The sequence below is a fragment of the Crocosphaera sp. genome, from assembly GCF_030064895.1.
GTDB lineage: Bacteria > Cyanobacteriota > Cyanobacteriia > Cyanobacteriales > Microcystaceae > Crocosphaera.
Genome location: NZ_JASJEB010000104.1, coordinates 1 through 12,185 on the forward strand (window position 1 = coordinate 1; position 12,185 = coordinate 12,185).

General features: G+C 36.3%; 9 protein-coding genes. 4 read left to right on the forward strand and 5 right to left on the reverse strand.

Annotated features, from left to right (window positions below; genetic code table 11):
* Positions 1-495 precede the first annotated feature (495 nt).
* Both thrC and QNJ66_RS20070 read right to left on the reverse strand, forming a co-directional pair.
* A complete protein-coding gene (gene thrC / locus QNJ66_RS20065; RefSeq protein WP_300510140.1) occupies positions 496-1,623 on the reverse strand; it encodes a threonine synthase in 1,128 nt (375 codons plus the stop codon).
* Positions 1,624-1,658: 35 nt separating this feature from the next.
* On the reverse strand, positions 1,659-2,168 hold the full coding sequence (locus QNJ66_RS20070; RefSeq protein WP_300510141.1) for a tetratricopeptide repeat protein: 510 nt from the start codon (positions 2,166-2,168) through the stop codon (positions 1,659-1,661).
* Positions 2,169-2,514: 346 nt separating this feature from the next.
* On the opposite strand from QNJ66_RS20070, the gene QNJ66_RS20075 reads away from it, so the two are divergent.
* From QNJ66_RS20075 to QNJ66_RS20085, 3 genes are all read left to right on the forward strand, one after another.
* Positions 2,515-3,987 (forward strand): pitrilysin family protein, encoded by a 1,473-nt coding sequence (locus QNJ66_RS20075; RefSeq protein WP_300510142.1) that lies wholly within the window; start codon positions 2,515-2,517, stop codon positions 3,985-3,987.
* Positions 3,988-4,112: 125 nt separating this feature from the next.
* On the forward strand, positions 4,113-4,718 hold the full coding sequence (locus QNJ66_RS20080) for a restriction endonuclease (RefSeq protein ID WP_300510143.1): 606 nt from the start codon (positions 4,113-4,115) through the stop codon (positions 4,716-4,718).
* Between the two features lie 2 nt (positions 4,719-4,720).
* Positions 4,721-6,148, forward strand: coding sequence for an SAM-dependent methyltransferase (locus tag QNJ66_RS20085; protein ID WP_300510144.1), 1,428 nt, complete (start codon positions 4,721-4,723; stop codon positions 6,146-6,148).
* A gap of 19 nt (positions 6,149-6,167) precedes the next feature.
* On the opposite strand, the gene QNJ66_RS20090 is transcribed toward QNJ66_RS20085, so the two are convergent.
* The 3 genes from QNJ66_RS20090 to QNJ66_RS20100 form a co-directional block, all read right to left on the reverse strand.
* Complete coding sequence (locus QNJ66_RS20090) at positions 6,168-6,497, reverse strand: hypothetical protein (RefSeq protein WP_300510145.1); 330 nt, start codon at positions 6,495-6,497, stop codon at positions 6,168-6,170.
* A gap of 87 nt (positions 6,498-6,584) precedes the next feature.
* Positions 6,585-7,907, reverse strand: a complete 1,323-nt coding sequence (locus QNJ66_RS20095; protein WP_300510146.1) for a cytochrome P450 — start codon at positions 7,905-7,907, stop codon at positions 6,585-6,587.
* 97 nt (positions 7,908-8,004) lie between these two features.
* On the reverse strand, positions 8,005-10,053 hold the full coding sequence (locus tag QNJ66_RS20100) for an NAD(P)H-quinone oxidoreductase subunit 5 (RefSeq protein ID WP_300510147.1): 2,049 nt from the start codon (positions 10,051-10,053) through the stop codon (positions 8,005-8,007).
* Between the two features lie 619 nt (positions 10,054-10,672).
* Here QNJ66_RS20100 and QNJ66_RS20105 point away from each other — a divergent pair.
* The gene (locus tag QNJ66_RS20105) at positions 10,673-11,866 is read left to right on the forward strand and encodes a hypothetical protein (protein WP_300510148.1); all 1,194 of its coding nucleotides are present in this window, start codon (positions 10,673-10,675) and stop codon (positions 11,864-11,866) included.
* Positions 11,867-12,185: the final 319 nt, after the last annotated feature.

The following is a 12,185-nucleotide window of genomic DNA, read 5'->3' on the forward strand; positions in this document are numbered from 1 at the left end:
TATTTAAGATTATATCTAGCTATTACTCCTTCTGCCTCCTGCCTTTCAACTCCTGCCTCTAACAAAACTAGGATTTTATTTGAAGGTGCAAGATGTCAGTTTTAGGTAAATTTTCCGTTGATGGACAGAAGACTTATCTACTATAAAAGTGCGATCGCTAAAAAACTAAGAAGCGATCGCAGTAAAGGTCTAGCAACAATGCAATGCTGATCAAGGTTAAATCTCAAGAGGTAAGCTATCTACTTGATTTAGACATACATGACAAGTTTAGGTGGGGACTTCTGCCAATAATTTTGTTATAGCAACCGCCAAGGCAATTAGGACATTTTTTCAAACTCAAACCTAATAGCATCCAGGTTTTTACCTCCTGCCTCCTGCCTCCTGCCTCCTGCTATAAAGTTACGAGGGACTCTCAATAATGAGATGATCTCTCAATTAAATCAAGCTCTACTGATTGCTTTAGATTTACCCGGTCAAGACTAAATGATGTCTTATTCAAAAACCCATCACTTTTGCAACCTGTGATAATTCAGGTTTAATGCCCGATTTAACTTGATTGTTACTATGTTGAATAGCACAGTCAGGATCTTTTAAACCATTACCTGTCAACACACAAACCACTGTAGACTCTGCCGGGACTTGATCTTTAACCTTCAATAAACCAGCAACAGAAGCTGCACTAGCAGGTTCACAGAAGACCCCTTCATGGGCAGCCAAAATACGATAAGCCTCTAATATCTCCTCATCAGTAACAGCATTAAACTCCCCTTGACTGGCATCTCTTGCCCCCCAAGCTTTGTCCCAGTTGGCCGGGTTGCCGATACGAATAGCTGTGGCTAAAGTTTCCGGATCAGGTATAGGTTGTCCCGCCATAAAGGGCGCAGCCCCTGCTGCTTGAAAACCCATCATTTTCGGCAGTTTATCCGTTTTTCCTAAACTATGATATTGACAAAAACCCATCCAATAAGCACTAATATTCCCAGCATTACCCACAGGAATACATAACCAGTCGGGGGCATTTCCTAACACATCTACTACCTCAAAGGCAGCGGTTTTTTGCCCTTCCAAACGGTAAGGGTTAAGGGAGTTGACCAAAGTAACAGGATAATTTTTGGCCATATTTTTGACCACATTTAAAGCATCATCAAAGTTTCCTTCAACGGCGATGACTTCTGCCCCGTATAATAAAGCTTGAGCCAGTTTTCCTAAAGCTACATACCCATCAGGAATAATCACAAACGCCCGCATTCCGGCCCGTCTAGCGTAGGCAGCAGCAGCAGCAGAAGTATTGCCTGTACTGGCACAAATAACGGCTTCTGCTCCTTCTTCCTTGGCTTTAGAAATAGCCATGGTCATACCTCGATCTTTAAAGCTGCCGGTCGGGTTCAAACCATCGTATTTCACAAACACTTTGACCCCTTTACCTACTTGTTGAGAAATGTAGGGAACGGGAATAAGAGGGGTGTTGCCTTCGAGGAGGGTGACAACTGGGGTGTTTTCTGTAACAGGAAGATAGGGACGGTAGGTTTCTATAAGACCTGGCCAAGGTTTAACGTCTGAAGAGGGTGTGATTGTTATTGAGTTGGGTACTGAAGAAGAAGACGTTAATGGTTGAACAATCATGGGTTTGACATTTTATGACTCTAATCCATTTTAACTTAATTCAGTAAATTATCTATTTCCTGGTAACGAGAAGTTCCTGTTTCTCCTTGTTGTCTTAATAATGCCTTAGCTTTTTGTATATCTGCGATCGCTTCTTCCCTATTGCCTAATTGTAAATAGACTTTTGCCCTTTCTATGTAGAGACCGGGTATGGTTTGGTTCAGGGCTAAAGCTTGAGTCAAATCAGCCATTGCTGCTTGATAATTGTTAATTCGAGTATAGGCAATTCCCCGATTATAATAAGCTTCTACTTCACTAGGACTGAACTGTAAAATTTTGCTAAATAGTGCGATCGCCCCTTGATAATCTCCTTGAATTCCTTTTTCCATCCCCTGAATTAATAACTCATTGAGATAGGGATCACGAATATAGATTTGAGAGATCGTCGAGTAATTTTTCCTTAAACTCTCATTAAGAGACTGACTGAAAACTAGATCAGGAAAACTAAGAAAGACGAAAATTAGTAAGCCTACCACTAAGCGAGAAATTGTTGTTGATAAAGACACGGTTTATTTCCTAATTATCAATGACCTATTGATCGGTATAGCAGACAAAATTGAATGACAAGACGATTTTAAACATATTCTTCAATTTTTGCACTTTCAATTGAAGCAAAGACTGCTATAGCAATCACAATCATCATTGATGAGATATCTTTTTTCTTATTTCCTGTTCCCTTGTCGGGAGTTCCCTTCTACTCAAAGTTAATTATCACAACTGATTACTGATTGCTATATTACAGTCTAGAAGACTTTTTACGCACATATAGGAGATGGCCTGCTTGTCTAGTATCTATAATTAACTTAAAGTGAGCTATTACTTCTGATCAAACAAAACTTGTTAACCTTATCTATGATTGACACCTCATTTATAAAACGATTTCGCTGGTTAGGTTTAATTTTAATCAGTACCTTACTGGTCTTAATTTCTCGTTTACCGGCCGTTGCTCAAACCCCGAAACACTATACGGAGTTAGAGTTTCCCCCTTTAGCGGAAATTTCTCTACCTGAATACAAACGCTACCAACTTAGCAACGGGATGGTTATCTATTTGATGGAAGATAATCAGTTACCTTTAGTTAGGGGAAGTGCTTTAATTAAAACAGGTTCACGACTGGAACCGGGCCAAAAAGTTGGCCTCGCTCAAACTACCGGTAGTTTGATGCGTTTAGGGGGAACCCAAGAACATTCTGCCAACGAAATTAACCAAATCCTAGAACAACGGGCCGCTAGGGTTGAAGTTTCTATTGGTACAAGTTCGGGTAGTGCCGGGTTTAATACCCTCAGTGAAGATTTAGAGACGGTTTTTAACCTCTTTAGCGAAGTATTACAAGAACCTGCTTTTTCCCCTCAACTCCTCAGTTTAATCAAAAACCAACAACAGGGGAGTATTGCTCGTCGTAATGATGATCCCGGGAGTATTGCTAGTCGGGAGTTAGGTAAACTAATTTATGGGGAAGAGAGTCCTTATGCTCGTACCATAGAGTATGAAACCATCGATAACATTACCCGTGATGATGTTGTTGCTTTTTATGAGAAATATGTGCGGCCTGAGAACATTATTTTAGGGATTGTAGGGGATTTTGAACCAAAGGCTATGAAATCCTTGATCGAGAATACTCTGGGAAAATGGCAACCTAATACCCCAGAACCCGAGATAAATATTCCCTCAGCCCAACAAAAACAAAGCCAGGGGGTCTTTTTCGTCAATCAACCTCAACTCAACCAAAGTAATGTCTTATTGGGGCATTTAGGGGGCAAATTGGACAGTCCTGATTATCCTGCATTGTCGGTGGTAAACGGTTTATTGAACGGGTTTGGGGGTCGTCTTTTTAATGATTTGCGATCGCGTAAGGGGTTGGCTTACACTGTTTACGGGTTTTGGAGTGCTGGTTATGATTATCCTGGGGTGTTTATTGCTGGAGGCCAAACTGCTTCTCAAACCACTGTAAAGTTTATTAGCTCTTTGCTGAACGAAATTAAACAAGTACAAATTAGTCCTATTTCTTCTGATGAATTGGACTATGCAAAAGAGTCGATTTTAAACTCGTTTGTATTTAAGTTCGAGAACCCATCTCAAACTTTATCTCGTCTCACCACTTATGAATATTATGGCTATCCTCAAGACTTTATTTTTGATTATCAAAAAGGAGTTAAAGCAACTACTATTGAGGAGGTACAAAGGGTTGCTCAAGAATACCTGAAACCGGAAAATATTGTTACTTTGGTGGTGGGGAATGAAGAAGAAATTAATCCTCCTTTATCTCAACTAGGACAAACGGTTAAATCTCTTGATGTCACCATTCAGGGAGAAGTTAAAAGTTAAGACAAAATTTGTAGGGGCTTAATAATATTAAGCCCTGATAATCTAGAATACAGTTATTAACTTTATAGATAATGTCACCTTTAACTATTGAATTACTTTGTAGCGAAGCAGAACAATTTTAAATTTTGGAATCTCAACATAAAGAATCTTCTCTCTATGGTGTAACAGATGGCAAAGCAGTGGGAACTTATTTAGAACAAAAATTCAAAGCCTATTTACAAGAAAAGTATGATTTTGTGGCAGGAAGTTCTGCAAGTGGTATTGATTTTCCTGATTTATTGGTTGATATGAAAGTAACCAGTATTAAGCAACCACAGTCATCTTGTCCTTATAAGTCTGCTAGACAAAAAATTTTTGGGCTAGGATATTCACTGATTATTTTTGTTTACAATAAAATTGATAATAATAGTGAACAAGTTACACAATTAAATATTCTACATACTATCTATGTGGATGCAGAAAGAACAGCAGATTTTCAAATGACTAGAGGTATCAATAACATCATCGAGAATGAAGGGAATGAAGATGATATTATTGCTTTTATGTTAGATCGGAATTTGCCTGTGGATGAAATTGAAGCAGCAAACTTAGCTCAAGAAGTTATTAATAATCCTCCTAAACAGGGTTTCTTGACTATCTCTAATGCGTTACAATGGCGGTTACAATATAGAAGATTTATTTCTCTTGCTGGACAAGAAGAGGGTTTGATAGACATTTATCGAACGAATTAATAATGAAGAAAAAATCTAACAATAAAATTGAATATGGAGACTTCCAAACTCCGTTGACTTTAACAGATAAAATTTGTCAAAAGCTAGTAGAAATAAAAGTATTGCCTGATCTTATTATTGAGCCAACTTGCGGTATTGGGAACTTTGTAAAATCTTCTAATATGTATTTTAAAGACTTTAAAAAAATCATAGGAATTGATATCAATATAAACTATATAGAACAATTGAAAAACAACCAAAATAAAAACAATAATAAGGTTACAGTTATTCATGATGATTTTTTTGATTTTGAGTTAAGTCAATTAATAAAAAAAAGAGATGATAATATTTTAATTCTTGGTAATTTCCCTTGGGTAACTAATTCACAACTAGGAAGAATAAAAGGATTAAATTTACCCGAAAAAAATAATTTTCAGCATAATAAGGGACTAGACGCAATTACAGGGAAAAGTAATTTTGATATATCAGAATGGATGTTAATTAAATGTGTGAATTTTTTACAAAATTATCAGGGTTATCTAGCTATGCTTTGTAAAACATCAGTTGCTAGAAAAATAGTTAATTATTTATATAAACAAAATTGTCATCTGTCTTATTGTGCAACTTATGGAATAGATAGCAAAAAATATTTTAATGCAACCGTTGAAGCTTGTTTATTATTTTGTCAATTTAAACCTGAAACAAAAAATTATACTTGTGATGTTTTTGAAGATTTATATACATCAAAGTACAACACTATCAGTTATATTAATAATCGTCTAATTAGAGATAGTAAAACATTTAAACAATTTAGTTATCTTTATACAAATAAACCCACAATTAAATGGCGTTCTGGTGTTAAACATGATTGCTCAAAAATCATGGAATTTGAGAAAGTAGGAGATTTTTTAATCAATGGTTTAGGAAAAAAAGTAAAATTAGAAGATGATTATATTTATCCATTATTGAAAGGTTCAAATGTTTTCAATCAAGATAAAAATAGAACAAAAAAATATGTGTTGATAACTCAAAAATACATTGGAGAAGATACTAATAATATAAGAAAATATGCACCAAAAACCTGGAACTATTTACAATCTCATGCTAGTTACTTGGATAAACGTGCAAGTCGAATTTATAAAAATAATCCTCAATTTTCTATTTTTGGTGTTGGTGAATATAGTTTTTATCCTTGGAAAATTGCCATTTGTGGTTTATATAAAAAATTAGAATTTAGACTATTTAATTTAATAGATAATAAACCTATTATGTTTGATGATACTGTTTATTTTCTTAGCTTTGAAGAAGAAGAAAAGGCTAGACAATTTTTTGATATATTAACCTCTACTGAAGTAATTAGCTTTTACTCATCGTTAATTTTTTGGGATGAAAAACGTCCTATCAAAGCAAGTATTTTAAATTGTCTTGATTGGAAAAATGTTTTTAAATAATGGAAATTATTAAAACTGATTACGAAAAATTATCGTCATTACGAACTCGTCCAGGAGTAAATTTACCAGAGAAACTTAAATCAGAATCTCTGACTATTTTACGGACTTTATTTTTCCGTGATTCCCCTAATTCTTTCCTGTTATTTTCACAGTGAACTTTCTCCACTTCTAGCAAAAATTCAATATCGTTGATAGCTTTGTTTAAGTCTTCTTGTAGTTTATGTCTATTAGCAATTGTTTTACCAATCAAACCAGCAGTTAACGCAGCAATTAATGTATTGATAATAGAGAATATTCCAGAAATTAAAGCTTTTTGAATATCAATATTAGATAGGTCTAAATAAGTCATAGGTGTTAGTTATATAAACTGTTTTATATTATCATATTTTATATTTTAAATTTAAAAAAAGGGGCAGTTTTACACCTTTCAACTATACTAAAGAATCTTAACTTTTAAGCCATCACTAGGACGAGGACTAGGAATAGTTATCATCTCTAAGTTTTGGTCGGGTAATAGTTCCCAATGACAGTTACGAACCAAGAGACTAGCAAAAATTTTCATTTCTAATCTAGCAAATTCTTTGCCTAAACATTCTCTTAAACCTCCCCCAAAAGGAACATAAGCAAAACTTTTTTGTTTATCTGCCATATTTTCAGGAGAAAAGCGTTCAGGATCAAAGGTTTGATAATTAGGAAAAGTGTCTTTTTCTTGATGGGTTTGGGCGATTTGATATTGTACTGTCCAATCTTTAGGAATACGATAACCTTCAAATTCAAACTCTTGAATGACCTTTCTAAATGCGCCACCAACTGGAGGGATTAACCTTAAAACCTCTTTTAATACCTGTTCTAAATAGGTCATTTCTTTTAATTTTTCTGAAGTTATATTTTCAGTAATATTCAAATTTTCTTGTTCCTTTCTTACTTTTTCTAAAATATCAGGATGTTGCGCCATTAATAAGCTAAAAGAAGAAATTGCAGAGGTTAATGTTTCGTGACCAGCAAATAGAAGTAATAATATTTGATCTTTTAGTTCTTCTAGAGTAAGACTATTTCCTTCCTCATCTTTTGCCTCTAATAAAATACCAAGTGCATCATTTTGATGTTTGGGTTGTTGTTGTCTATCAACGATAATTGTTTCGAGTTCTTGTAACATTTTCTCACGACATTTTAACGCTTTACCAAAACTTGTCCAAGGTAAATCAATCGCTAAACTAAATAGTCCTTGACTCCAGGTTTCAAAATAACTTGCTAAATTTGTTTGAGAAGCATTATCGAAACTAATTAATAAACTACAAGCAACATCAAAGGTATAGTCTCTTAATTCTGGATACCAGGTTAACTCTTTAGTTTGTAACCATCTGTTTATATATTGTTGGGTAATTTCGGTCATTTTCGGAATATAACTATTTAAAGCCCTGGGTTGAAAAGCTTGGGCTAATAATTTCCGTCTGGAAGTATGAAAATTACCATCTTTAATAACTAAAGATAATTCTCCTAAAAGAATTCTGGTACTTTTTGGCCAGCTTGAAACAACATATTTATTTTCATTACGGAATAAAAATTGATTAGCATCTGCACCAATCATGATAACAGCATCATTCCCAAAGATATTGGTTTTATAAACTTGACCATATTTTTTTAGTTTCTTCTTACCAAAATCAGGATCAAATAAAAAACTAAGAGTTTCACCTATCAAGGGTAGTCCTCTATCTCCAGGGGGTAAAGATAAAGATTTTTTACTGTCTAATTGTGTCATTTTTGATTGATTAAAATTAAAGATTGATCTATTAATTTTTAATTTTAAAATAAAAAGGGGCAATATTGCCCCTTCAAACCAACTTTAAAAAAATGAGTTAAACTACACTAAAAACAATCACAAACCCTAACACTGCCCCAAATACAATTAAGGCATAAAATTGGGCGCGACCATTTTCTAGATACTTCAAACCTTCCCCACTCACTAAAGTAGCTAAACCAGTCAAATTAACCGCGCCATCAATAACACGATAATCCACTTCCATAATTTGACGGGCTAAGCGACGACATCCCATAACAAATACATTATTGTAAACATCATCGAAATACCACTTATTGAGGGAAAATTGATACAACGCAGGAAACTTATCCGCGATCGCTTTGGGATCAATTTTGTGTTGTAAATACATCAAAGAAGCGATGGTAATACCAATTAAAGCAATACCAACAGAATTTCCGGCCATGATACCAAACTCCGTCCAGTCGAAGTGAGAAACCTCTTCTATAACCTCTCCTGGGGCGTATATAAAGCCCTCAAAAGTATTATCCCAAGGTTTACCCAATAAACCGATCAACGTGGAAGGAACGGCTAAAATAAGCAGGGGTAAGGTCATAGTCAAAGGAGACTCATGGGGATATTCGCTATGGCCATGATCATCGTGACCATGATCTTCGCTATCATGATCCAATTCCTTCACATCCATTGCCCCAGGACCAAACACAGGAGCAACTGCTGCGGATAACTCGGCCCGAATGTCCATATCATTGCCTCGGAAGTCTCCTTCAAAGGTCATAAAATACATCCGGAACATATAAAAAGCGGTTAAACCGGCAGTTAACCAACCCACTAACCATAAACTGGGGTTCGCTTCAAAGGCTAAGCCTAAAATCTCGTCTTTTGACCAGAAACCAGCAAAAGGAGGAATTCCACAAATAGCTAAAGTTCCGATCAAAAACGCTAAGGAAGTCAGGGGCATATATTTTCTCAGTCCCCCCATTAAACGCATATCCTGGGCCAAGACCGGATCATGTCCAACAACCTCTTCCATGCCATGAATAACAGACCCAGAACAAAGGAATAACATCGCTTTAAAATAAGCATGGGTCATCAGGTGAAACAGTCCAGCAGTATAAGCACCGATACCCATAGCCATCACCATGTAACCCAGTTGGGAAATCGTCGAGTAAGCTAAACCCTTCTTAATATCGTTTTGAGTTAAAGCGATGGTTGCACCTAAAAAGGAGGTGACGGCCCCAGTCCAAGCAATAGTTGTCATGGCTACAGGGATGTTCTCAAACACAGGATACATCCGCGCTACCAAGAATACACCTGCTGCTACCATGGTCGCAGCGTGAATCAAGGCAGAAATAGGTGTGGGGCCTTCCATTGCGTCTGGTAGCCAAACATGAAGGGGAAACTGTGCCGATTTAGCCACAGGTCCAAGGAAGACTAAGACAGCGAATAATGCTGCTAATGCCGGGGCGATCATTCCTGAAGAAACTAACCCTTCTAAACGTTCCCCCATCAGATCAAATTCAAAGGTTCCGGTTGCCCAGTAAATACCTAACATTCCCAGAAGCAGGCCGAAGTCACCGACACGGTTGGTGACAAAGGCTTTTTGGCAAGCATCGGCCGCTGCTTTGCGATCGAACCAGAAACCGATGAGAAGATAGGAACACATCCCCACCAGTTCCCAGAAGATATATACCTGCACTAAATTAGGACTGATTACTAAGCCCAACATGGACGCGCTAAAGATACTTAAGTAAGCATAAAAGCGGACATAACTTGGATCGTGGGCCATGTAACCATCGGTATAAACCATCACCAAAAAGGCCACTGTGGTGACAATGACACACATCAAGGCACTAATATGATCCAGGGTGTAACCCATTTGTAGAGTAAAATTGCCGGCTGCTGCCCATTCGATCATCTTAGTGTATTCTTCATGACCTTGGATTTGACTCCACAACAGGGCAAAAGATAACACCATCGACGCGCCTATCAGGGAAATAATAAATACTGCGTTGACTTGTCTGAGGCGGTTGGTTGCTTCATTAAAGGAAATTAAGCCTAAGCCCACCAGCATCGCCCCCAACAAGGGCAACACTGGAATAAGCCAGGCGTATTGATAAAGAGGTTCCATAGAGTAATGCCTAAGTTATTTGTTTTGCTACATAAAACCGATACAATGCGCCATCATAAGACACATTAAAGTTTACTTCCTGCTTCACCCAGAACCGTCGCCGGTAACGGAGTTCAATACGCGCCCACAGGTGGCGCGTCCAGTCCCCCTCTGTCCACAGGCTAACACGGTATAGCCTACCGGTTGATTAGCTAACACTTTAGCTCCACCTTAGTGGATAGATAACGCTAACCCTTCAGTTATAGACTTTTTTTAAGGAATTCTTCAACGAATCAAGGCACAGACCGTCTCCCCACACTCCCCCTCTCCCCCTCTCCCCACCAAACTCCAAAGATAATTTTTCTATAAAAAGGCAATAAGATTTTCTAATTTTTATCGACTAATTCGAGATATTTACTAAACAATTATACTGAGAATTTCAGTAATTTTACCCTTGGATTTTTTATTAAAGATAAAGAACTTTTTTGTTTCTTTATACTACTCCTAATCTATTTACAAAATCTTTAAAAAATGTTGATTATATAAAGAAATAAATTCTCTGTAAATACTTGCAAAATTAGAAAAAAATGATAAGCTGTTATGTGTAAATCCCCAGAATTATGTTTAACTATTTATTTCTATGAAACTCACTAACCTTCTGCCACTTATCAGAAAAAATAACTATCATAATGGTGCTACGTTGATAGAACTATTATTAGGAAGTAGTTTAAGTTCCTTTGTTGTTGGTCTAGCGGGATGGGGTTTAGTACACTCTACAACCCTTGATCAAAAAGCATCAGCAAAAGGTGATATTCAATATAATTCTAACCGCGCGTTAGAATTTATTGCAGACGAAGTTAAACTAGGTACCAAAATTGAATCTGATGCAGTTGGAGCTTTATCAGAAGCACCTGACTTTACTCTTCCTAATGGAGCAAAACCCATTCTTGTTGTACAAGTACAAGGTTTGGAGCAACCGGTTATTTACTATACAAAACAAGCAGAAGGTATTTGGGATGGTCCTTATATGATGGAGCGATGGGGTCCTGATTTTAATGCAGAGGGAGAATATTATCCAACGCAAATTAATGACCCTAAAACTTGGAAAGCTCATGTTGTAATGGATAGAATTGATGACACACCAGAAACTCCAAATTGTCCCAGAGATTGGCGAGCAAGTAATAGTAATTCAACTCGAGGATTTAATGCTTGTGTTAATCCCAATGAAAAACTGGTAAAACTGAACATAGCAACTACTGTGGATAACAAAACTTGGCAGAATAATGTTAATTATCAAGTTGAAACTATGGCTTTTGCTAGAAGTAGTATGTTTACTATTATAAGTAAAAAGTTAATTCCTAATACACCTTCTGATATCACGTTTGAAGTTTTAGGAGGTGAGATTACTTGTGGTACAGGAGGGGGAAATATTCCTGTTCAAACGAATCTTTATATTAATGAAAATAAGCAAACTTGGAACACGAATTCTGCTTTAACTTTACCCAATCAAGCAGCCGGAACTACTTTTGATGTGGAATCAATTTCAGGGGATGGCTCAATTTGTAATGGTTTAGGAATGACTGTGTCTACCACTGATGAGAATACATCACAGCTTCAGGTTTTGGTTAATGGTGACGATGTCCCTAATATTACCCCTTTTGCTAATCAAAATACTATTGATTTCTTTTTACAACAGTATGTAGAAAATGGCAAAATAAAAATTGCTGAAAACCAGGCTATCTATTTATTTGAGTTAGGAGTAACTAATCAAAACTCACCCGCTTTTGATTTACAAGATAATGTTGTTTTGGCAACGGTTGAACCGTCTAATTAACTTTTCTCTTGTTTATTAGAGTCTTATCCTCATCAAATTTTCTTGACAGCAAAAATCTCTTCTACACTCAATTTTAACTCAGAAAAAATCAACGATTAGATTCTCTGTTTTTCTCTAAAAAATCTTTTTTCGTAGTGATCGCCTTCTAAAGATACCGTCATTAACGATGGAGTTTAAAAATCAACAACGGGTTAAGGTGGATTATTTCGGTGTAGCAATATTATTTTTGTTGGGAGTTGTACAATAATTTAATTTTTACTTGAAACACATTTTTGTATTTTTGTCAAGTTATAAGCAATCACACTTAGCTATTATTTAG